12 protein-coding genes are annotated in these 24595 nt (G+C 61.9%); 9 read left to right on the top strand and 3 right to left on the bottom strand.

Going from position 1 to position 24595, the window contains the following annotated elements:
- The first annotated feature begins 54 nt into the window (after positions 1-54).
- The 5 genes from VHX65_18290 to VHX65_18270 all read left to right on the top strand — a co-directional run bounded on the left by VHX65_18290 (position 55) and on the right by VHX65_18270 (position 10390).
- The gene (locus VHX65_18290) at positions 55-1122 is read left to right on the top strand and encodes a hypothetical protein (protein HEX4000506.1); all 1068 of its coding nucleotides are present in this window, start codon (positions 55-57) and stop codon (positions 1120-1122) included.
- Positions 1123-1316: 194 nt separating this feature from the next.
- The gene (locus tag VHX65_18285; protein ID HEX4000505.1) at positions 1317-2063 is read left to right on the top strand and encodes a polyprenol monophosphomannose synthase; all 747 of its coding nucleotides are present in this window, start codon (positions 1317-1319) and stop codon (positions 2061-2063) included.
- 410 nt (positions 2064-2473) lie between these two features.
- Complete coding sequence (locus VHX65_18280) at positions 2474-3895, top strand: DUF1501 domain-containing protein (GenBank protein HEX4000504.1); 1422 nt, start codon at positions 2474-2476, stop codon at positions 3893-3895.
- On the top strand, positions 3895-6441 hold the full coding sequence (locus VHX65_18275; protein HEX4000503.1) for a DUF1553 domain-containing protein: 2547 nt from the start codon (positions 3895-3897) through the stop codon (positions 6439-6441). Before VHX65_18280 ends, VHX65_18275 begins: the two co-directional genes overlap by 1 nt.
- Positions 6442-6451: 10 nt before the next feature.
- Positions 6452-10390 (top strand): c-type cytochrome domain-containing protein, encoded by a 3939-nt coding sequence (locus VHX65_18270; GenBank protein HEX4000502.1) that lies wholly within the window; start codon positions 6452-6454, stop codon positions 10388-10390.
- A gap of 419 nt (positions 10391-10809) precedes the next feature.
- Here the strand turns inward: VHX65_18270 and VHX65_18265 are convergent, their stop codons facing one another.
- The 3 genes from VHX65_18265 to VHX65_18255 all read right to left on the bottom strand — a co-directional run bounded on the left by VHX65_18265 (position 10810) and on the right by VHX65_18255 (position 17832).
- The gene (locus tag VHX65_18265) at positions 10810-15393 is read right to left on the bottom strand and encodes a tetratricopeptide repeat protein (protein HEX4000501.1); all 4584 of its coding nucleotides are present in this window, start codon (positions 15391-15393) and stop codon (positions 10810-10812) included.
- Positions 15394-15505: 112 nt separating this feature from the next.
- Complete coding sequence (locus tag VHX65_18260) at positions 15506-16288, bottom strand: PIG-L family deacetylase (GenBank protein ID HEX4000500.1); 783 nt, start codon at positions 16286-16288, stop codon at positions 15506-15508.
- Positions 16289-16905: 617 nt separating this feature from the next.
- On the bottom strand, positions 16906-17832 hold the full coding sequence (locus tag VHX65_18255) for a glucosamine-6-phosphate isomerase (protein HEX4000499.1): 927 nt from the start codon (positions 17830-17832) through the stop codon (positions 16906-16908).
- A gap of 435 nt (positions 17833-18267) precedes the next feature.
- On the opposite strand from VHX65_18255, the gene VHX65_18250 reads away from it, so the two are divergent.
- From VHX65_18250 to VHX65_18235, 4 genes are all read left to right on the top strand, one after another.
- Entirely contained in the window at positions 18268-20475 is a 2208-nt protein-coding gene (locus tag VHX65_18250; protein ID HEX4000498.1) for a thioredoxin-like domain-containing protein, read from the top strand.
- Positions 20476-20832: 357 nt separating this feature from the next.
- On the top strand, positions 20833-22056 hold the full coding sequence (locus VHX65_18245; protein ID HEX4000497.1) for a C45 family peptidase: 1224 nt from the start codon (positions 20833-20835) through the stop codon (positions 22054-22056).
- Between the two features lie 197 nt (positions 22057-22253).
- Complete coding sequence (locus VHX65_18240; protein ID HEX4000496.1) at positions 22254-22787, top strand: transposase; 534 nt, start codon at positions 22254-22256, stop codon at positions 22785-22787.
- A gap of 307 nt (positions 22788-23094) precedes the next feature.
- Positions 23095-24483 carry a DUF1501 domain-containing protein gene (locus tag VHX65_18235; GenBank protein ID HEX4000495.1) on the top strand — a complete coding sequence of 463 codons (1389 nt, stop codon included), beginning with the start codon at positions 23095-23097 and terminating at the stop codon, positions 24481-24483.
- Positions 24484-24595: the final 112 nt, after the last annotated feature.

The raw sequence follows: 24595 nt of genomic DNA, 5'->3' as shown, positions 1-24595 counted from the left end.
AGCGACTGCGATTCTGCGTAGGCCTGGCGAGAGTCGATTGTGGGGAGCACTCGGATGGGCATACTTCGCAATGCGCTGGTCCAACTGGATGGGCGTGCGCCCGTTGATCCTGCCCCGGCGCCGGCCGCAGATATTTCGCGCGAAGAACCGCAGGCCACGGCCGGCAGCGGCCGCTCGCCCGCAGAATTTGACCCGATGGCGGCCGATTATTCCTTCTTGGGCGTTCGCGATAGCGAGGTCGGACCGGCGGCCGTCGAAACTACGGTCGTCGAGCCAGATTTCGTCGATCCGGCGAAAACGAAAACCGAACCCGCGTCCGCAGTCCACCTGTTCGACGATCCCTGGTTTAATCGGACCCTGGAATTGGCCGACGCGGCAATCGAGGCAACCGAGCGTACGGAAGAGGCCCTCGCAGCCGCCCAGGACGATTGGTACCAACCGAAAAGCACTTTGCTGCAACCGAAGCCCCTGCACGAACGGCCAAGCGAACAGCCCGCCGCCGATCCGCTGGCAGAAGTATCGGTCGATCGTTCCTATGGCCGACTATGGGACAATCTGACCGCCGCGCTGCTTGATTCGCCGCCGTGGGTGCTGATCGCTGCCGGAAGCGGCGCGCCCGACGATGCCGCTTGGGTGCTGCCGACGGCGGTCGCGTTTGCCCAGCGAAATCCGGGCAAGGTGTTGTTGGTCGACGGCACGCAGGGGCCGGCCACATCGGAAGCCGGGCAGACGGATCGCTACAGCCTCAATTCGCATCTCGGTCTTTCCTGCCGCTTTGGCTTAAGCGACGTGTTGCGCGGGAACGTCGATTGGCGAGATGCGGTCGAGCCGACGGCCGTTCCCCGCATCGGCCTTTTGGCATATGGAGCCGATTTTTTCGCGGATTCGAGGTTGCGCGCGACCGCGACAGATTTGGTTGCCGAGTGGAAGGCCAGCTACCAACTCGTGTTGATCCGCGCGGCCGACGCCTGCGAACCGATGTTGGCCCCGTTTGCCGCCGCCAGCGACGGCACGTTGCTGCTGCTCGATCTCTGCCGCACATCTCGGGCTGCCGCCGTACGGGCTTCGAGTTCGCTCTTCTTGGCCGGCGCCCGGCTGCTGGGCTGCGTCGTCCGCGATTGACGCGCGAAACCGCAAGCGAGCTTCCCACTCCGCTTAAGAATGCGGCTCGCTTGCGGTTTCGCGAGTCCGCCGCACACTATCGGTTCGCACGGCCGTTTTGGCCGTTTCTCCCGCAAATTGCCGTTCGCCCGCGCTAGCGAAGCCGGTAAAATCTGGCGGTTCCGCTCGATGATCCGTCAGCCCGAGGAAGCCGCATGCCCGCTAGCGCCGCCCAAAATAGAACGTTGGTGATGACGGCCACGTACAACGAGATCGAGAATCTCCCGCGCCTCGTCGAGCAGATATTTCAATTCGCGCCCGAGGCCGACGTGCTGGTGGTCGACGACAATTCGCCCGACGGCACCGGCCAATGGTGCGATCGTCAGGCGGGCATCGATCCGCGGTTGCATTGCCTGCATCGGACCGGAAAGCTGGGCCTCGGCACGGCCATCGTCGCCGGCCTGAAATATGGCATCGAGCACGGCTACAAATACGTCGTCAACATGGATGCCGATTTCAGCCATCCGCCACGTTATCTGCCGGCCATGGTCGGCGGCATGGATCCGGCCACGGGTCCGGCGATCGACGTGATGATCGGATCGCGCTACGTGCCGGGGGGCAGCATCGAGGGCTGGCCCTTGAAGCGGCATTTGATGAGCCGCGGCGTGAATCTCTACGCTCGCTGGCTACTCTGGCTGGCGCCGAAAGATTGCAGCGGCGGCTACCGCTGCTACCGCACGGCAACGCTCGAGCGAATCGATTTCACCCGCATCCGTTCGCGCGGCTATTCGTTTCAGGAAGAGATTCTGTGGCTATTGCGGCGGGCCCGCGCCCGCTTCGGCGAAACGCCAATCGTCTTCGCCGACCGCGAAAAAGGAAGCTCGAAAATCAATTCAAAAGAAGCTGTCGCCGCGCTGCGAATCATTCTCGGCTTGGGACTGCAAAATCTGCTGGGGCGATAAGGGGCAGGCCCAATCTTAAGGCGACCAAAGTGTCTGATGCCGGAGTGAACGAACTGCGACTTCCGCTCACGCTCGGGAAGTTCGAGTATTGGAAGCCCCGAATGTGGCGCGACCGATCCCTGCGATGTGCGATCGACGAAGCGCGTTGGATGCTCGTCGGCCGATTTCGTATCGGAAGCATCTGCCCCGATTCAGTCCTTGGCGCGGATTTGAAACCGAATCGGCCAAATGATAGGATAGCAGCCCGGGGGGGGCCCTGCCTGTCCGGCGACATCCGCCGCCGGTTGCTCGAGCGCTGTGCGCGGTTTTTGAGAACAATCCCTCCGGTCATTTCGGTTCTCGCCGGCGAACCGCACAACGGCGCGACCGAAGGCGCGACGGCCGCCCGGAGCGCGAACGGAGGAACCGCGATGCTCAATCTTTCCGGCCGTGGCACGGCCCACACGTGCGACGGCGTCACCCGCCGCGATTTTCTCCAAGTCGGTGCGCTAGGCGCGATCGGTTTGGCGCTGCCCGATTTGCTCGCCCTCGAAGCTCAGGCGGCAGCGGCGAAAACGGCAGCGGCGAAAAGGGCAGCGGCAAACGGGGTAGCGGCAAAGCCGGCCGACGATCGCAGCGTGATCATGATCTTCAATCTCGGCGCCCCCAGCCAACTCGACACCTGGGACATGAAGCCCGACGCCCCGGCGGAAATTCGCGGCCCGTTCAAACCGATCGCGACCAACGCACCGGGCATTCAAATCTCGGAACTCTTCCCGCTGCATGCCAAACTGGCCGACAAGTTTTCGCTGGTGCGCACGTGTTATCACACGCAGGTGGCGGTGCATGATTCGGGACACCAGATGATGCAAACCGGCCGGTTCTTCACCGGTGGCGTGAACACGCCGCATGCCGGCTGCGTGACGAGCTATTTGCTCGGCCGCCGCACCGATCTGCCGGCGCACGTGCTTTTGCCCGAGCCGATGGGCAACACCGGCGGGGGCATGTCGCATGGGCAGGACGCGGGCTTTTTGGGCAAGGCCTACGATCCATTCGTGCTCATGGCCGACCCCTCGAAGCCGCATTTCAAAGTGCCCGATCTGCTGCCGCCGCCGCAGATCGGCGAAGCGCGGTTGGAGCGCCGCCGGCGGCTCCGCGAGGTGGTTGAGGGGAAGCTGCGGCAATTCGAATCGAGCGAAGACGCAAAACTGCTCGACGCCAACTTTGAAGCCGCCTTCCGCATGATGACCAGCCCGCAGGCACGCGCCGCCTTCGATCTTGAGAAAGAGCCGCAAAAAGTGCGCGAGCGCTACGGCATGAATCGCTTCGGCCAGTGCTGCTTGCTCGCCCGGCGGCTGATCGAGGCCGGCGTGCGGTTCGTCACCGTCAATACGTTTCTCACGGTGTTCAACGAACTGAGTTGGGACATTCACGGGTCGGCCCCGTTTATCTCGGTGGCGCAAATGCGGCACGAGGTGGCTCCGATGTACGATCAAGCCTATAGCGCGCTCATCGAGGATCTGGCCGGGCGTGGCATGTTGGACAATACGTTGGTGTGCAATCTGGCCGAATTCGGCCGCACGCCGCGCATCAATCCGGCCGGCGGCCGCGATCACTGGCCGCAATGCTGGACGATTTATTTCGCCGGCGGCGGAGTGCAAGGGGGCCGCGTCGTCGGACGCAGCGATGCCATCGGCGGCGTGCCGGCGGAGCGGCCCGTCGAACCGGCGGAAGTCGTGGCCACGATTTTTCACAGCCTCGGCTTGGACATCGAAACGCATCTTCCCGGCCCGCAAGGCCGCCCGTACCCGTTGGTCGACTACGGCAAGCATCCCATCAAGGAGTTGTTCTGATGAAGATGCAGGGGATCAAATTGCACGCGATGAAGTTGCAGGCAGTGCGGCGGATGTCGATCGGGATCGTTGTTGTGTTGGCAATAGCGTTTGCGAATTTTCCACTGCCGGCGGCAACGGTTGCGAAACCGCAAGCGGCGAGCATGCCCCACGCGCAGCCCACCGTCCCAACGTTTGCAGCCGGCGATCAACTCACGATTCTTCCCGAACGGCTGACGCTTACCGGCCCTGCGGCGCGGCAGCGGCTGTTGGCCGAAATCCGCCGCGGCGACGATTTCGTCGGACAAATCACGGCGGGCATCGTTTGGACGACCAGCGATCCGAAAGTTGCCGTCGTCAAGGATAATATTGCGACACCCACCGGCAATGGCTCGGCAAAGCTCGCCGCGAAAGTCGGCGATCGATCGGTTTCGATCGATGTGAAGGTCGTCGGCTTCGATCGCCCGAGCAGCGTGAGTTTCCGCAATCAGGTGCAATCGGTGTTTGCGAAGGCGGGCTGCAATTCCGGCGCATGCCACGGCGCAGCCGCCGGAAAGAATGGCTTCAAACTTTCGCTTCGCGGCTACGACGCCGATGCCGACTACTTCACGATCACCCGCCAGGCCCGCGGCCGCAGGATCGTTCCCAGCGATCCGGCTCGAAGTTTGATTCTGCTGAAGCCGAGCGGCGCGATTCCCCATAAAGGGGGCGTGCGTTTCGAAGTCGACTCGCCGGATTACAACATCGTGCTCGGCTGGATTGCCGCGGGCGCAGCGCCCCCCAAGCCCGATGACCCGCAGCTCGATCATCTCGAGATTCTGCCCGAGCGCGTGCTGCTCAAGCCGGGCGACCGCCAGCAACTCTTGGTTCGCGCGTTCTACACCGATGGCCACTCCGCCGATGTGACGCATTGGGCCAAATTCACTTCGTCCGACGAATCGGTCGCCCAGGTCGATGCCGAGGGGCATGTGAAGATCGTGGGCTCGGGCGAGGGAGTGGTCAGCGCGTGGTTCGCCAGCCGAATCAAGGTGGCGACGATCACGGTGCCCTATGTTCAACAGGTTCTGCCCGAGGCATTCGATCGCTCGCCGCGACGAAATTTTATCGACGAATTGGTGTTGGCCAAGTTGCGGCGGTTGAACGTGCCCCCTTCCGGCCGGGCGACCGACGGCGAATTCATTCGCCGGACGATGATCGACACGATCGGCGTGCTGCCGACCGCCGACGAGACACGAAAATTTCTCGCCGACACCAGCTCGGACAAGCGCGACCGGCTAATCGAGGCGCTCCTGGTCCGGCCCGAGTTCGTCGATCATTGGGCCTACAAGTGGTCGGACTTGTTGTTGGTCAATAGCGAAAAGCTGCCCGGCCCGGCAATGTGGTCTTACTACCATTGGATTCGCACGCAGGTGGCGCAAAATGTCGCCTGGGACCAATTCGTTCGCGGCATCGTCACCGCCTCGGGCAGCACGCTCGACAACGGCGCCGCCAATTTCTTCGTCTTGCACCGCGACCCGCAAGAGCTTTCCGAGACCACTTCGGAGGCATTTCTCGGCATGTCGATCACGTGCGCCCATTGCCACAATCATCCGCTGGAAAAATGGACCAACGATCAGTATTACGGCATGGCCAATCTGTTCAGCCGGGTGAAAGTGAAAAATGCGGAGGGAGCCGGCAATTTCACGGTTTTTTCCACGACCGAGGGCGAATTGCTTCAACCGCGGACCGGCCGGCCCCAGCCCCCTTGCCCCTTGGACGGCGAGCCGATTCCGATGGATTCGCCGATCGATCGACGAGCGGCTCTGGCCGAGTGGCTCACCAACCCCGCGAATCCGTATTTCAGCCGCGCGATCACCAACCGCGTTTGGGCGAATTTCATGGGCGTCGGGCTGGTCGAGGCGGTCGACGACATGCGGCTCACCAATCCACCAAACAACCCCGAATTGCTTACGGCGCTTGCGAAATATCTGCGCGATAGTCGCTACGATCTGAAATCGCTGATGCGCGTCATCTTGCAAAGCGAAACTTATCAACGCTCGAGCCAAACGAGTTCCGAAAATCTGACCGATCGGCGGTTCTATTCCCATTTCTTCCCGCGGCGGATGCGGGCCGAGGTGCTTCTGGACGCCATCTCCCAAGTCACCGGCGCGCCGTCCGAATTCAAGAACTACGCCCCCGGCTGGCGGGCCGAGCAGTTGCCCGACTCGAACGTCGATTCGTATTTCTTGAAATCGTTTGGCCGGCCGGTGCGCGAGCTGACCTGCGAATGCGAGCGCACCGCGACGCCGAGCATGGTGCAAGTGCTGCACATGAGCAACGGCGACACGCTCAACGCCAAGCTCGCCGCCAAGGGAAATCGAATCGAGCAACTTCTCGTCAGCAACACGCCGACCGACCCTATCATCGACGAAGCCTATTTGAGCGCCCTGTCGCGGTTGCCGACGGCGGACGAGCGCCGGCAACTCAGCGAGCTCTTGGACAAGTCGCCGGCCAAGGATCGCCGGCCGGCGGTCGAGGATTTGTATTGGAGCCTCCTCAGCAGCCGGGAATTCTTGTTCGACCATTGAACCCCAGCGGATGGCAGCCTTCGTGAACCGGCAATCGGAAACCGACGCAGATTTCCGTAGGGAACGCCCTCCGTGGCGATCCGTGCGGCGGCAAGTGACTCAGGCCAACGTGGCAGGCACACTCGGTGTGCCGTCCGCGGCGGCGAGCGACGTCGAACAGAAGGCGGGCGTCGGCGGCAGTTCGAACGGCACACGGAGTGTGCCTGCTACATCGGGGCCGTCCCGCCGCGCCGTGCGACAAATCCAAACGTTTGTGGCGCGGAGGCTGCTGCCGACGGTCGATGCGCTCCGCCGATTTTTGCTGGCCATCGCCGCTTGCGCGCTGATGCCGGCTGCCGCGCTGGCCGCTGGCGCCGCGCCCGGCACCGGCGCCGCGCCCGCCGCCCCCGAATTCAACGCCAAGATTCAGCCGCTGCTGACAAAATACTGCGCCGGCTGCCACAACTCGGACGACCGAGAAGGCAAACTGGTGCTCGAAAGCTACGCGGATCTGCTGCGGGGCGGCAAACGCGGCGCGGAGATCGTCGCCGGCCATCCGGAGCAAAGCCGGCTGCTGCGCGTTCTCAACGGCCAAGCCGAGCTGTCGATGCCGCCCAAGGACAACGAGGGACCGAAGCCGGCAGAAATCGCGCTACTGTCCGCATGGATCGAAGCCGGAGCAAAAAGTCCGAGCGGCGCTCCCCTCGACCCCACGGCGCTGGTGGTGCCGCACGTCGCGCCGGTCGGCCCAATTCGCCACGCGATCAATGCCGTCGCTTGTTCGCCCGACGGACATTGGATCGCCGTGGCCCGATACGGCACTGTCGAATTGCTATCGGCCGAAACGCGCGCGGTCGTCCGCACGCTCGCCCCGCAGCCGGGCAATGTCAACGACGCGGCGTTCAGCGCCGATGGCTCGCTGCTCGCCGTTGCCGCGGGGCAGGCCGGCGTGTTCGGCGAGGCGACGCTTTGGAACGTGTCGGATGGAGCCCTAGTCCACAAATTCCGCGGGCATCGCGATAGCCTCTATGCCGTCGCCATCAGTCCCGATATGCAAATCCTCGCCACCGCCGGCTACGATTCGCTGATCAAGCTCTGGAATCTCCGCAGCGGCGCGGAATTGCGAACGCTCGTCGGCCACAACGGCCCCGTGTTCGCGCTCGCCTTCGATCCACGAGGCAAGCTGTTGGCCAGCGCCAGCGGCGATCGAACGGTGAAACTATGGGATGTTTCGACCGGCGAGCGATTGGAAACGTTTGGCCAGCCGCTGAAAGATCAATACACCGTGGCGTTCAGTCCCGATGGCCGGCATCTTGCCGCGGCCGGGGCCGACAATCGCATCCGCATTTGGAAGATCAGCGAGACGGGCAAGGAAGGAACCAATCCGATCGAACTCGCCGAGTTCGCCGACGAGCAGCCTTTGGTGAAATTGATCTATTCGCCCGACGGCCAGTCGCTTGTTTCCTCGGCCGACGATCGGCTCATCAAGTTCTGGAATGCGGCGACGCTGGCCGAGCAGCGAACCATCGAGCCGCAGCCCGACGTTGCCCCGGCGCTCGCATTTGAGCCGGGCCAGCGCGGCGGCATTTCGCCGCTTGTTGTCGGCCGGATGGACGGCTCGCTGGCGTTTTACGACCCGGCCAGCGGCAAGCCGATCGCCGCCGCGTCCACACCAGCCCGAAGCGTTAGCGAGGGTGCGGGCCACGTCGACCGCGCGTCTCCCTCGCTTACGCTTCGGGCTGGTATCGCCGAGCAACAAGAGGTCGAGCCGAACAACACGCCCGCCCAAGCCAACTTGCTGCAAACGCTTCCAGTATCGGTCGCTGGCGCTTTGGGCGCGGCCGGCGACATCGATTATTTCAGCTTCGACGCGACCGCCGGGCAAACGTTTGTTTTCGACGCCGCCGCGCGCCGCATCGGCTCGAAGGCCGAGCCGCGATTATCGCTATTCGACGCCGGCGGAAAATTGCTCCGCGATCGGAGCGAGTTCGATGCCGAAAGCGATCCGCTCTTGGTCTACCATTTCGATCGCACCGGGCGGTATCTAATCCGCATCGACGATCGATCCATGGCCGGCGGCCGGGATCACGCCTACAAGCTGACCATCGGGGCGATTCCGTACGTTGTCGGCTGCTATCCGCTCAGCTTGCCCGCCAAGCAAACGACCGAAGTCGAGTTGATCGGCTACAATCTGCCGCCGCATTCGAAGGCCAAAGTCGAAGCCGGCTCGTCCGGGGAAACGACCGTGCCGATCGACGCAAAATTCCACACCCGCGGCCCGATCAAGGTGCTGGTCGGCGAACTGCCGGAAACGGTGCCCGCCGAATCCGCCGAGGGCGTCAACACGAACGACACGCTCGCGCGCGCGGCGCTCATCGCGGCCCCCGGCAGCGCCGCCGGCCGCATTCTTCCGGCTTCACCAGCGCCGGCCACACTAGCCCGAAGCGTTAGCGAGGGAGGCGCCACGGGACGCGCGGCCTCGCTTGCGCTTCACGTTAGCGACGGCAAAACCCGAAGCGTTAGCGAGGAAGGGCACCACGTCGACGTCGCGCCTCCCTCACCTATGCTTCGGGCGGGTAAAAAAACAACCGACGGTAGCGGACTGCCGTCGGCGGCCGCTTTTTACCGTTTCCAGTCGAAAGCCGGCCAGCAGTGGATCATTCAGACCGAAGCCGCGAGCCGCGGCTCGCCCATCGACACCCGCATTGATGTGCTTACCGCCGATGGCCAAAGGATCGAGCGGGTCGTATTGAAAGCGGTGCGCGATTCGTACATCAATTTCCGCGGTATCGATTCGCTCGCCACCGAGCCGCGGCTGAAGAGCTACGAGGAAATGGAGTTGAACCAATACATTTACATGGGGGGCGAAGTCTGCAAGCTCTTTCGAACGCCGCGGGGGCCCGATTCCGACTTCGGGCTGTATAAAGCCCTTAACGGTTGGCGGCGCGCCTATTTCGACACCAGCGCCACCGAACACGCCAATTTCGAGCCCGTGTATGTCGTCGAGCCGCACCCGCCGGGAACGAAACTCCCGAACAACGGTTTGCCGTCGTTTCCGATTTACTATTCGAACGACGACGACGGCGACCGCAAGCTGGGCCGCGATTCGCGGCTGCTGTTCACCGCTCCCGCCGACGGCTGGTATGTGATCCGCGTCGTCGATAGCCGGGGTGAAGCCGGCGAGCGCTATATCTTCCGGCTGACGGTTCGCACGCCGCATCCCGATTTCCATATCAACGTCGTCGGCGCCAATCCGACGGTGAATGCGGGCAGCGGGCAGCAATTCAAAGTTCAAGCCGATCGGCTCGACTATTTCGACGGCGATATTCGGGTCGATATCGCCGGCATTCCCCCCGGCTTCTTCGTGACCTCGCCGCTGGTGATTCAGGCCGGGCATTTGGAAGCAGAGGGCTTGCTCTATGCGTTGGACGGCGCGCCGCAGCCGGTGCCGCAAAACGCCGGCCTTTCCGAAATCACGGCCACGGCACAAATCGATCGCCGCGAAGTGGCGCACCGCGTCGGCAGCCTTGGCCAGATCAAGCTCGGCAAGGCGCCGAACGTGGTCGTGCATTTACAGCCCGCGCAGACCGCCGCCGCGGCGGCAAATTCGAAACCGCCGCCGATTCCGGAAGTCGTCCTTGCGCCGGGAACCACGACGACGTGCAAGCTTTCGATCGATCGCCACGGTTTCACCGGCTCGCTGGAATTCGACGTGAACGATTTGCCGCACGGCGTGATCGTCGACAACATCGGTCTTAACGGCATTCTGATTCCGGCGGGCCAGAATGAGCAAACGGTTTATCTTTCCGCCGCGCCGTGGGTGGCTCCGATCGATCGGTTGTTTTTTGCCGTTTCGAAAACCGCCCGCGATCAGCCAAAGGTGGATGGTCAGGCATCGCTGCCGGTGTGGCTGCGAATCCGTCGCCCCGGCCAATCCACCAAACCGGCCGACACCGCGCTGCATCGTTGAACGCGCCTCAAATTGTGCGACCACAGTACAACTTCTCCGCAAGTCGCGGAGAAGTTCGTCGGTCAGCAACTAGCGTTCGAAATCTTTGCAACGCTCGGCGAGACGGCCCGATGGTAGCAGGCACACGGAGTGTGCCGTCCGCCACGCACTGTTCGCAACGCACCGCGGAGCGCCGACGGCACACGGAGTGTGCCTGCTACGTTGGTTGCGGCCAAAGGTCGCTCTCGTGTGCCACTGGCTCTGCAAGTGTGAACTGCGAGTCGGCATACTCCGCTCGCGAAGATACTGGCAGAGCCATGGCATACTCGCGGAGCTCCAAACCTTCCCCGCAAGTTGCGGAGAAGTTCATCGGTAAGAAACTAAGTCGCGGCGGGTCTCAAATCGGTCGGGCGGATTCGACGCGCGTGCTGCCGATCAGGTCACCGCCAATCGCCGCTGAGTTCAAAAGCGGCCCAGTAGCGCGGGGACAAGCCGCCGGATTGCGTGACCTCTTTATCGGGCTCGCTATCCAGGTCCAGGCCGCGCCCGCGGAGCAGTTCGGGCTTCTTTGGTCCTTCGCGGATCAGCCATTGCTGGGCTTCGCGCAAGGCTTCCAGCTTCGACATCCGCCGTTGCCAAAGATTCTGATAGAACCGCGACATGAGCGACTGCGTTGCCCGGTCGGGCACTTGCCACAGACTGGCCAGGGTCGTCTTGGCGCCGGCAAGTTGGAATGCCCGTTGTAAACCCAAGAGGCCTTCGCCGCCGGCCGACTGGCCCAAGCCGGTTTCGCAGGCCGACAGCGTGGCGAGTTCGACGTGGCTTAGGTCCATTTCCGACACTTCGAGAGCGGAAAGAATGCCATCGTCCTGACCATGCTCGACCGGTCGGTTTGCGCCAGCCAAGACCAGCCCCGACAACAGGTCGGGATTGAGGCCCGATAGATTCTGAAACGATGTCGACTCCGCGAAGGTCGTTTTGTTGTTGGCGGATAAGCCTGCATCCAAAGCGGATTTAAGCTCTGGTGGCGCGAAAAAGCCGTGCGTCGAGAAGTGGATGAATTGGTGGCGGCCCGCGGCTTGCCGCACGGCGCTCTTGGTGGCCCGCGCGCCGGTCAACTCATCTGCTTCGGCGGATGCCGCGCCGCCAAACTGCTTTTGAAACGTGGCCATGATGGCGGCCACTTCATCGCGCGTGCCAGGCAGCGATTGCCAATGAAACGATCGGCCGCCGCGTGCGGCCAGGAGATTGGTGCTGCTTGAATCGGGCAACAATTCGCCCGGGGCGGCGCCGAAATCGACGTCGCCCACCAGCAGCAACGAAGGAGCAGTTCGCGGCTGATTGCCGGATCGAGTCGCCGTGCGAGACAGCAGCTCCGGCAGCATACGGGGAACCGGCACGATTGCGATCGCCACGTCGTCGATCAGATACGTGCCCGGCTTTTCTCCCGGCAATGCCGGCCAAGGGAATTGCGCGGTGACGCCGTCGGGCGAGATCAGGACGGTTTTCGCGCCCTGCAAACGCGGTTGCAATTTGTCCCAAACCAAGCGGCGCAAATCGGCGCCGGGATCCGCCGCCCCCGCGCGGACCGTTCCAAAATTCTTCCGCCAATCGGCGATATCCGCCGCGATCGGATCGAGCAGGCCCAGGTAAATCGACTCGACGGGCTGATCGGGCCGAACGACGAACGCCACGAGCCGCGATTCGAGCTCTTGTTGCCCCGGCTTAGCCTCGGGCTTCGTCTGCGCTTTGGTCGTTTGATACTCCAACAAATCGACCAGCGCCGTTTCGCTCGGCAAGACGCGGCGCAGGTCGTCGGGCGTGAGCCGGCGCTGGCTCAATTGTTGTTGGAAAGCGGCGCTCGCGGTCGCCAGTTGTTTCTCCAGCGTTTCCAAGGCGTCGCTCAGTTGTTCCAATTGCTGGCGATGCGATTCCGCTTGCCCGGGCTCGGGTGTCGCGCGCGAGGCGCTATCCAACTGGCGGGCCGTATCGGCAAGCTGTCGATACAATTCGGCCGCCTGAGGATTTTCCTGTCCGCGGCGCAGTTGCCGCATGGCTTGCTGCCGGGCGGTGACTGCTCCTTTCCAAGCCAGAACTTCGGCATACACCGGTTCCGCCGGGAGGCTTGCGTTGTGAGCCAGGGACACATAGATGTTGAGCCGTGCGCGCACCACTTCGGCCATGCGCAATTGTTGCCGCTCCGACTGAACAGCCGCCGTCCGATCGAGCCATTCACGCGAGATCTGCAGCGACTGGCGCGCGAGAGGCTCGGCCCGCGCGTCATCATTTAGATCGGAGTACAACAATGCCAAGTTGGATAGGACGACGCCGTAGTCGGGATGCTTTTCGCCCAGTGCTTGCCGCTCGATTTCCAGCGCTTGCCGGAAGAGCGATTCGGCGTTGGCGAAGTCGCCGCGTTTCTGGTCTAGCAGCGCCAAGTTGTTCAAGCTGATGGCGTAGTCGGGATGTTTTTCGCCCAGCGTTTGCTTGCGGATTTTGATTGCCTGCTCGTAAAGTGGCTCGGCGCTCGCGTAGTCGCCGGTCTTTTGATACAGCAGCGCGAGGTTGTTCAGGCTGTTTGCATAGTCGGGATGTTTTTCGCCGAGAACTTGCTTTTCGATCGCCAGCGTCTGCTTATACAGGGGCACGGCTTTGGCAAAGGAGCCCATGGCGTCGTAGAGCGAGGCCAGGTTGTGCAGGCGGTTGGCGTAGTCGGGATTTATTTCGCCCAGCGCTGCCTTGTCGATCTGAATGGCTTGGCGCAAGAGCGGTTCGGCCTTGGCATAGTCGCCCATGGAGATGGAGAGGAAGGCGATGTCATTCAGCCGTTTGGCAAAGTCGGGATGCTGTTCACCGAGGGCTTCCTTCGTGATTTCCATCGCTTGCCGGTAGAGCGGCTCGGCCTTAGCGAAGTTGCCCATGTCCATATAAAGCGACGCCAGATTGCCGAGGCTGCCGGCGTAGTCGGGATGTTTTTCGCCCAGCGAATGCTTTTCGATGTCCAGCGCTTGCTCGTAGAGCGGCTTGGCGGCACCGTAGTCGCCCATGCGGAGATAGAGCCCGGCGCGGTCGTTCAAAGTCGTGGCATAGTTCGGATGTTTTTCGCCCAAGACGGCCCTTTCGATTTCCAACGACTCGTCGAAGAGCGGCCCGGCTTTGGCGTAGTCGCCCATGTCTTGGTACAGCGTGGCCAGGCTTTGCAGACCGGTGGCGTAGCTGGCGGTCCTTACGCGCCGCGAGTCCTTGCGGAGCTTGACAGCGCGGAGGAACAGCGATTCGGCCTTGGCGTAATCGCCCATGCTCCGGTACACCGATGCCAGATCGTCGAGGGTGTCGGCATAGTCGGGGTGCTTTTCGCCGAGCACCTCTTCGCGGATTTGCAGCGATTGCAAGAGGAGTGCCTCGGCCTTTCGATATTCGCCCAGTCGTTCATACAGGCGCGCCAAGCTTACGAGGTTGGCTGCATAGTCGGGGTGCTTTTCTCCCAGGGATTGTTTGCGGATGGCCAACGCTTGCTTGATGAGGGATTCGGCCTTGGCGTAGTCGCCCGTCGCGGAATACAGATTCGCCAGGTTGTTCAAGGTGGCTGCATAGTCGGGGTGCTTCTCCCCGCGCATTTGCCGCTGGATTTCCAAGGCTTGCTTGAAAAGCGATTCAGATTCGGAGAATTCCGCGATGCTCAGATACGTCTCGGCCAGATTGGCTAAGCTGACGGCATAATCGGGACTCCGCGGGTTAAGCAACGTCTTTTCGATTTCGAGGGCCTGCTTGCTCAGCGGCAGGGCGTCGGAGTAGTCGCCCATCCTTGTATAGAGCCGGGCCAGATTGTCGAGGCCGATCACGTAGCTCATGTTTCGCTCGCCGAGGACTTGTTTCTTGATCGCCAGCGAATGTCGATAGAGCGGCTCGGCCTTGTCGTAGTCGCCCATGTCGGTGTCGAGCGTGGCCAGAAAGCTCATGCTGCTGCCATATTCGGCGGATTCGCTGCCGAGCGTCTGCTTCCTGATTTCCATCGCCTGCTTGCAAAGGGGCAACGCGTTGGTGTAATCGCCCAGGTTGTAGTACAGCATGGCCAGATCGTTGCTGATGTTCGCATAATTCGGATTGTTTTCGCCCCGCGTCTCTTTCGTAATTGCAAGCGCCTGCCTAAAGGGGCGCTCGCCGGCCGCGAAATTGCCCATTTGCTGATAAATGTCGCCAATCATGCAAAGACTGACGGCGCAGAGCGGATGCCGCTCGCCCAAGATATTGCGACGGATATCCAGTGCACGTTCGGCCGATTCGAGCGCGTCGGGAAAATGGCCCGCGCCATAGAGTTTCTCCGACGCTTCCATCAGCCGCTCGGCCTGCTGTAACTGGCCGCGTTGTTCCGAAGACAACTTTTCCAGAAGCGATGTCTGCTCGAGCGCCAGCCGGGCGTCGACCACCTGCCAATGATCTTTGCCAAGGTGCTTCGCTTTTGTCGTCAGCACCTCTTGGCGGAGCTTACGGGCGACAACGAAATCATCCTTCAGCTCGTGAAGTCTTGCTAATTCATCAAGCGAACCGAGTGCGTCGCCGGAATCGCTCCCCAAAACGGTTCGCTCGATGGCCAGCATTTTCTCCGCCGCTGCAATGGCTTCGTCGATCTTGCCGGCATTGCGAAGCTGGTTCGTTTCGCGGTCCAACTCGTCGCGCCGCTTGAGCTGTTCCTGTTGGTCGGGCGTGAGTTGCCTGGCGGCCGGCGCCGCGGGAGACAATCGAACGTCGCCCTTGCGGATCCAGCCCTGCTGCGGCGGGTTCGTATTCGGCAGGCCGATCAGATACCAATCGCCGTTGGTTTGGCTGACCGTGAGCCGCGTATCCTTCTGAACTTCGCCGATCGGCTTCTCTCCGGCCATCACGTGCGTCGAGGTCGCTGTGACGATCACGTCGAAAGACGGATCACCTGCTTGGGCAGCACCGGCCAGCGCCAGCAGCCAGATGGCCGCGATCTTCAAAAGGCTCAAGGCTCGAATCACCTGCGAAAGGATGGCACGGCGCATTGACGAACCTCCGGTATTGCCGATCGGATGCTGTATGGCCATTGTATGACGCCGCTCGCGGAACCGACAGCCGATGGGACTAAAGCGGTCAGTCGGTTGGGCGCGTCCCGGGTCAATGTCCATCTCTCGGGCCGACCGCGTGGCAAAGATCCCCGAGCGCTGTCGTCAAGGGATCGACGTCTGAAGCACAGAATCCTAAATGCGAATGGCGCCGCCAGCCTTCGGCGAACTCGTAGCGGCCCGAGAGGCAGCCCAACTCGCGGGCGCCATCACGCATCGAATGCAAATAGGAATCGAGCCCTTGGCTCTGGTCCAGCCAAAGCTTTTGTGTTTGATGGCAAGCCAGCATGGCTGTTTTCGTCGGCAATACGGCCGTCACGTCGACAAAATGCGTCGGCGCGACCGGTTGACCCAAGGGGTCGCAATTGCCGTGCGGCTGTGCGTGATAGATCGTGACCGGACCATCGATCGGCGGATGCGGAGGTTCGGTAGAAAAGTTGGTCATGCCCCGAGAAAATGCCGCCGTGACCGCCAGACGGCAAGTGTTGGTGTGGTCTTCCATATAATCGACCGGCGAATGCGTGAGCAAAATCTCGGGCACCACCTTTCGCACGACCGCGGCCAATCGGGCGAGCGTGGGTCGATCGTAAAAGATGTCCAAGTCGTGTGCGATCGGCGGGTGGAACAGTGCGCCAGCCACGTCGCACGCGGCGCGAGCCTCCGCTGCCCGCAGCCGAGCAAGTTCTTCGCGGCCGTGGATCGTCGAACCACAGCATCCGTCCGCTACATTCATGTAGTGGATTTCGTAACCGGCTTCACGCAACCGAAGCAGTGTGCCGGCGGCAACGAATTCGATGTCGTCGGGGTGGGCAAAAATAGCAAATGCGCGTCGCATGGCGGTGGTTGGCCTGTTTTGAAGAGACTGGGTTTTTTTCAACTCGCCGATCAGCACACTAGTCCGAAGCGTTAGCGAGGGTGCGCTCCGATGTGGATCGCCCTCGCTAGCGCCTCGCGCCGATGCGCATGCGGCTTGGCCGTCGCGCAGCGCGACGGCGCCGCCGTTGCGGGGCTTCCTCGCTTATGCTTCGGGCTAGTGTTTTAAGGCAAAGGCTAGCCCGAAGCGTTAGCGAGGGTGCGCTCCGATGTGGATCGCCCTCGCTAGCGCCTCGCGCCGATGCGCATGCGGCTTTTCCGTCGCGCAGCGCGACGCGCCGCCGTTGCGGGGCTTCCTCGCTTACGCTTCGGGCTAGTGTTTTAAGGCAAAGGCTAGCCCGAAGCGTTAGCGAGGGTGCGCTCCGATGTGGGATCGCCCTCGCTAGCGCCTCGCGCCGATGCGCATGCGGCTTTGCCGTCGCGCAGCACGACGGCGCCGTCGTTGCGGGGCTTCCTCGCTTACGCTTCGGGCTAGTGTTTTAAGGCAAAGGCTAGCCCGAAGCGTTAGCGAGGCAATCCTTGATAGACGCGACCGATTCGATGTTGGATGCACGTCGGTTTGGGATTTTGAGGCGGAGGCTAATGCATTTCGGCGCTGCAACTGCCGATGGCAGGCCGGTAATAATTGAACTGCACGTTGGGGTGCTCGGCCAAGAGCGACATAGGGACGGATGAGTCGGCGATCCGCTGGGAAATCATGAGGGCCGTGAGCCGCATGCCAAACGGGTTGTCGTGATTGCCAAAATGCCAGATCGACACCTGCTCGGCAAGCCATGTCTCGGCCGGCCCAACCGAAATGGCTTGGGTCGGGACGTTCGTCACCATGCCGCCGCCCGAGGTGCGGGCGTTTTGGATGATGGTCATCGGATGCAGGTCGACGATGCGCGTGGATAGCTTGCGATACTCGGCGGGGGGCGGCGGCTCGTCGATCCAGCTCCCTTCGCGACGCGGTGGATCATTGAAGGCCCAGTGTTTGACCTCGCCTTGGCCCCCTTGCATCACGACGCAACGCGCGCGCTGCCAACTGCGAAGATATTCGCTCGGATCGGCTGCCGGGAAGTGCAGATTCTCTTTCGGCATTCGCAAATCGGCGCGGATGCGATTGAAGCAGAGATCCATGTCGGCTTTGGCAAAACTGAGAGGAAAATCCGGCGGCGCTTCGCGACCGTCTACGACCCATTCATCCATGCCCCAAAAATGCGCGTGGCGCAAGTCCAATTCCAGTTCATTCACAAGCCGCGCCACAAGCGGCAATTGTTCGGTCGGACCGATCGGGCCGCAAATCCCAGCAGGACGATCCGGAGTGGCCTGCCGCCAGGCATCGATATATTCGAGCGCCTCGGCCAGATAGAAGTCTTCGCGAGTTTCATAGAACTTGACGGAAAATCCCGGCCGCGCCAGAGCCGCCAAATCGTCGGCGGAAAGTTTGGCGGCATCCTCCAAGATTTCCCGACCCAGCGTGGTGTAGTCCCACCACTCGGGACTGATTTTGCTTTTTGGTCGCATGGCATTCTCACCGTTCAAAGCATGCTATCTGGCAAAGCTTCACGCGCGCCTATTCGATTGCGCACTGCCAACGTTTTTCCCTGTAAGCAAATGGGTTCGGCACGCCGGCCTGTCGCACCTTACCTAGCCAAAACAGGCCGCGGCCCGAGATTGTTCTTATTGACCTGATTCCCATTCTGTTAAGTCGCCTTGGATGGGAGGCAGTTTCGCGGTTTTGGCCGACGACCGACGCGATTCTTGCACGACGTTCCTTGCAGACAAGCGAGGTTTGGCGTTTCTCGGCCGCGCGGGGATTTGCCTATGGCGAGTTCATCGGCGAAAATAGTTAGGCCTGCGGTTCTCCAAAACGGCTCTCGGAATCGCGGCCACTTTCCACGCTTGGAGCAATCGCCGATGACGAACCACCGCAGCTTGCAATTTTTTAGACCGCGGACCTTGGTCGCGATCGCCACCGTGGCGACCGTCGCGGTCGCAGGCGTCGGCATGATTGCAACAAGGATCGCCGCGGTCGGGGCCGAGCCGGGCCGTGGCAGCGAACATGCTTCGCTTGAGCAACTGTTTGCCCAGCGCAAAGTCCGTGCCCCGTCGCTCGACGGCGGCGTCGGCTGGATCAACACCGCCGGGCCAATCGATCTTAAGGAGTTGCACGGCAAATTCGTGCTCCTCGATTTTTGGACATATTGCTGCATCAATTGCATGCACATCATACCCGAGTTGAAGAAACTCGAGCATGCCTATCCGAACAACCTGGTCGTGATCGGCGTGCACACGGCGAAATTCGAGGCCGAGCACGATTCTCAGAATATCGCCGATGCGGTGCAACGCTATGAGCTCGAGCACCCCGTGGTGAACGATGCGAACCAAGCGATTTGGAAGCGATACGAAGTGCAAAGTTGGCCGACGCTGGTCTTGATCGATCCCGAGGGATACGTGATCTACGACCACTCCGGCGAGACGAAGGCCGATCCGCTGAATGAATTTCTTAAAATGGCGGTTCCGTTTTATCGCAATAAAAAACTGCTCGACGAGCGGCCGCTCCGCTTCGACCTCGCGCGATCCCATGCGACACAAACGCCGTTGCGCTTCCCCGGCAAAATCACGGCCGACGAAGCCGGCGGCCGGCTCTTCATTTCCGATAGCAACCACAATCGTATCATCGTCGCCGGCTTGGACGGCAAACTAATCGCCACGATCGGCAGCGGCATTCAGGGCCGCGCCGACGGCACTTTTGCGAAAGCCGAATTCAACCGTCCGCAAGGAATGGCCCTGGATGGCGACATGCTCTATGTCGCCGACACGGAAAATCATTTGCTCCGCAAGATCGACCTCAAAGAACAGCGTGTCACCACGATTGCCGGAACCGGCAAGCAAGCGGAAAGCGGCTGGCCGGGCGCCATGGCCGAACAACTCGCCGGACGCGGGCGATTGCCGCAGCGATTCAGCGGCCGGCCAAGGCAAACCGCCATCAGCAGCCCGTGGGACCTGTTGATTCAGGGCAAAGATCTTTACATCGCGATGGCCGGCACGCATCAGATTTGGAAAATGCCGTTGAGCGAATCGGAGATCGGCCCTTATGCCGGCAATTCGCGCGAAGACATCGTCGATGGCCCGCTGTTGCCGCGCGCGCCGTTCGCCACCGGTTTCGCGTCGTTCGCCCAGCCCAGCGGATTGGCTTCCGATGGCCGCTGGCTGTTCGTCGCCGATAGCGAAGGAAGTTCGATTCGGGCGGTGCCCTTGGTCGCGACCGATCACGGCGAAGTGCATACCGTGATCGGCACTGCCGAGTTGCCCGCCAATCGGCTTTTCACCTTCGGCGATGTCGACGGAACGGGCGCCAAAGTTCGCTTCCAGCATCCGCTTGGAATCACGTATCACAATGGCCTGATCTACGTGGCCGACACCTACAACAACAAGATCAAAGTCGTCGATCCCGAGCGCCACACTGCCCGAACAATCGCCGGCGCCGGTTCCGCGGGCCACGGCGAGGCGGCGGGCAATCACGCCGCCGATGCCACGTTCGACGAGCCGGGCGGCATCGCCTACGCCGCCGGCAAGCTGTATGTGGCCGATACCAACAACCATTTGATCCGCACGATCGCCATCGACGGCAATCGGCAGGTGAGCACATTTGTGGTCGATGGTCTCGAACCGCCGGCTGCGGCCGAGCCGCCGGCTGCGGCCGAGCCGCCGGCCGGAAAAAAGCCCGGTGACGAAAAGCCCGCCGGCAAAAAGCCGAGCTTCGAAGGGGCCGAGCAAATCGCGCTCGCCCCGGCGAAGGTCAAGCCGGTCGCTGGCACCGTGCATCTGGCTGTGCGATTGGAACTGCCCGAGGGCTACAAGATCAACACTCTTGCACCGATGCGATACTGGATCGATGGATCGCAAGCCGGAGGGCCGCTGGATCCGTCGGCTTTCGGAAAGCTTCAGAAGCTTGAAAAACCGGCCGATGCGTTCGACGTTCGCTTGCCCGTCAAAAAAACGAGCGGCAGCGAAACCATTACGCTTTCGATGAACTACTACTACTGCCAGGAAGGGGAAAACGGCGTCTGTAAGACCGGCAGCGTCGTGTGGACAATTCCGCTGGAACTGACCGCAGGCGGCTCAGCCGAACCCGTGCCGGTGCCGCTGAAAGTGAAGAACTGAACAGGCCGTCCCCCGGAGCCCGCCGCGCTAGCAAGGACGTGTGTGCCACGGGCAAGCGCAGTCCGCCAGTGCGGGGGGCCGCGCAAGTTTCGGCTGGCAGCCTATGCTTGCCAGCGGCGCATCGATCGAACGACATTGTGGTATCCGTTTCAAGTGGCCGACGGCATACGGAGTATGCCTGCTACGTAGTAGGCACACTCCGTGTGCCGTCGGCGTGCCGAGCAATCGCCGCCTCGGCGTTCATGCTCAGCCTCGCAGCGAATGCTAGCAGCAAATTCGCCATAGCGCGTTCGTTCGTTCGCAGGTACAATTTCGGCAGCAGTTGGGATTTCATCGCCGCTCACAAGGAGTGCCGCCATGCGTCGATCTTCCGTCGCTCGAGCGATCGGTCCGTGCAAGATCATCGTTGCGTTCGCGCTGCTGGTAATCGGCCTTTCGCTGCAAGCGACGCAGGCCCGCGCCGAAACCGTCGCCCGTTGCGGCCAAGGCTGGCTCGAAAAAATCGGCGGCTATCCGGTGCTGCATCTCAAGGGCACGCCCTACGAAATGGGCTATCAGCACGGCGCGCTCATGAAGGACTCGGTCCGCGAGAATATGCACAATATCGTCGGCATCCTCGCCGCCGAATCGTTCCACCTGGGGCCATTGACGCTCAAGCCGCGGCCGCTCGTGGATAGCCTCGTCGAGCAGCAGCGCAAATATGTGCCCCGGGGTTATTTCGACGAACTCAAGGGCCTCGCGGCCGGCGCCGATCTGCCGCTCGGCGATATCCAAGCCGGGAATTTCCTGCCCGAGCTGTTCCATTGCAGCGGATTCGCCGTCATGAATTCGGCCACGACCGACGGCACGCTCTATCATGGCCGGGTCTTGGATTACAAATGCGATTGGCATTTGCAGGATCATGCGGTGGTTATCGTCGCGGAGCCGGAGGGTGGGATTCCGTTCGTCAACGTCACCTACGCCGGCTTCATTGGCTCCGTGACGGGGATGAACGCCCGGCATGTTTCGATTGGCGAAATGGGTGGCTCGGGCCAAGGGCATTGGGCCGGCATGCCGATGGCCTTGCTGGTGCGAGAGGTTTTGCAAAAGGCCGGCGATGTCGATGCGGCCGTGAAAATCTTTCGCGACAACCCGCGCACCTGCCAATACTTCTACGTTATCGCCGACGGCAATACGAATCGGGCCGTCGGGGTGCAAGCGACTTGGGAAATGCTAAAAATCGTCAAGCCGGGCGAGACCGATCCGCTATTGCCGAAGCCGGTGAAAGATTGCGTGCTGCTCTCGGCCGGCAAGCGGTACGACGAATTGGTGCGGCGAGCCGAAGCTGCTCATGGCAAGCTCGATGCCGAGGGAGCCCGGCATCTGATGGACGAAGGCGTGGCGATGAAATCGAATCTGCACGACGTGCTTTTCGCCCCGGCGAGCACGAAATTCTGGGTCGCCAACGCCAGCCCCGACGGCAAACCCGCCGCCGAGCAACCGTATCATGCATTTCAACTGACGGAACTTCTCGCGCGAAAGCCCGATCCGGCGGCAAAAGAAATCCCGCACTGGAGCGCGACGTCTGCGGCAACGCACTAGTCGCCGGTAATTTTGGAGCAGAGCGTGTACGCCGAGCCGACGATTGCTCGGCCACTTGAACCGGGTGCCACCATGCCGTTCGAGCTTTTCGACCGCGAGCAAGAATGGGCGATGCGGCAGGGCAATCTGCCCCATTGGTTCCAGCCCGGTGTTACCTATTTCGCCACGTTCCGACCGACGATTCGTGCCCCAACGCGTTGGCAGCCCAGTGGCAAAGGCGCAAAGCGAAATGGTTACGCGAGCGCGGCATCGACCCGAACTCAGCCGATTGGAAGATCGCCCTCGCGGATCTCGCTTCACAGGCGCAGTACGAATTCCATCGAACTTTCACCGCCGAATTCGACGGCTATCTCGTCCGCGGCCTCGGCGCATGCGCGCTTCGACCGCCGGCGCCGGCTGCGATTGTCGCCAATAGTCTGCACGGATTCAACGACGTTCGCTACCTTTTGGGCGACTATGTCGTAATGCCGAACCACGTGCATTTGCTCTGCTGCCTGCTGGGCGAGACCGACATCGAGGCGCAGTGCAAATCATGGAAGCGGTTCACGGCCCGGGAAATAAACGCGCGGCTCGGCACCGCAGGCCGATTCTGGCAGGAAGAGAGCTTCGACCATTTGGTGCGCAGCCCGGAACAGTTCGACCATCTTCGGGCCTATATCGCCGACAACCCGATGCGGGCGAATCTGAACGGAGGGGAATTTTTGCACTACGGGTGTCCGATGGGAGCGTGAGCGAATCGGCATCGCCGACGGCACACGGAGTGTGCCTGCTACGTAGCAGGCATACTCCGTATGCCGTCGGCCACCTGGCACGCCCCAACCGCAAACGAAGCGGTCGTGGAACACTGCGGCACGTCGCTTCCCCGGTTCATCGTAGCCGCTGGATTCATCGGCGGCTAGCGCCTTGCCGCTAACGGTGATTGCGCAGAGCCATGCACAGCTCGACCCGCGGAATTTGCATTCCGCCCCGGCATTGGGGTACAACTATCCTTCGTGGCGAATGATAGGTCCGGCGTACCCAACTGTGGCAGGAAGCGCGATGCTCACCTTCTTCGACGGCCGGCGCACGCGGCGCGAATTCTTGCGTGTCGGCGGGCTGACTCTCGGAGGGCTCACCTTGCCGCGGCTGTGGGAATTGCAAGCCCAGGCGGCCTCTGGCGGCCGGCCGGTCACCGATAAATCGGTGGTGTTCTTGTTTTTGCAAGGCGGCCCGTCGCAGTTCGAGACGTTCGACCCGAAGATGTCGGCCCCGTCGAACATTCGCAGCGCCACCGGCGAGATCGCCACTTCGCTTTCCGGCGTGACGTATGGAGGCACGTTCGAGCGGCTGGCCAAGCTCGCACACAAGACGACGATCGTCCGTTCGTTCCGCACGGGCGATGCGATCCACAACATCAAGCCGGTGGTCTGCAAAGACACGCTCGACGCCAATCTCGGTTCGCTCTATGCACGCATCGCCGGCACGAACGACCCGATCAGCGGCATGCCGCTGAATGTCGCGCTCTTCCCACGGGCAGTCGATCCGAAAGCGCAAGCCGGCACGATGAACTTCGGCCGCTTCGACGCGGTCGGTTCGCTGGGCAGCGCCTATGCACCCTTTATCCCGGGCGGAGACGGCACGTTTCAACAGGACCTGCAACTAAAAATGCCACGCAATCGGCTCGACGATCGCCGGCATCTGCTCCGCCAACTCGACGGGCTAAAGCGCGGCGTCGACAGTCAGGCCGATTGGCAAGGTTTCGACCGGCTGCAGCAGCAGGCCTTCGATGCGATTCTAGGCGGCGTCGGTTCGGCCTTCGATTGGTCGAAAGAGGACCCGCGCACGATCAAGCGCTACGACACGAGCTCGCTGGTGAGGCCGGAATCGATCAGCAAACGATGGAACAACCACGAGAAGTATGCGGACCATGTCGCCTCGCTCGGCAAGCTCATGCTGCTCGCGCGCCGCTTGTGTGAAGCCGGCTGTGGGTTTGTCACCGTTACGACCAATTTCGTTTGGGACATGCACGCCGATCAAAACAACGCGCCGGTCGAAGAAGGGATGGGCTATTGCGGGCGGCCGCTGGATCACGCCGTGTCTGCCTTCATCGAAGACGTCGAAGCACGCGGCCTGAGCAAACGTATCTTGCTGGTCATTTGCGGCGAGATGGGGCGCACGCCGCGCTTGAATCCCAGAGGAGGCCGCGATCACTGGGGCAATCTCGCCCCGCTGATGCTCTATGGCGGCGGACTGAACATGGGCCGCGTCGTCGGCCAATCGACCCGCGACGGCGGCGAAGCCAACAGCGACCCGGTGGCCATTCCGAATCTCGTCGCGACGGTCTTGCAGGCTTTGCTCGACGTCGGCAAGCTGCGCACCATGCCGGGCGTACCATCGGATTTGGCGCGAGTCGTCGCCGCGGAACCGATCCCGGGGTTGATCGGGTGAGTTCGTTCCGAAAAGTCGGATGGGAACGCAGATTTTGATCGTCTGTTTCCTTTGCGTGTTCGCATTTGCTTTTGTCGGATTTCGATCGGTGGGCACGCGGACTTGCCTCGCC

It is taken from the genome of Pirellulales bacterium (assembly GCA_036267355.1).
Taxonomy (GTDB): Bacteria; Planctomycetota; Planctomycetia; order Pirellulales; family DATAWG01; genus DATAWG01.
Note: the sequence above shows the minus strand (reverse complement) of the source record. Positions and strands in the feature narration are given on the sequence as shown.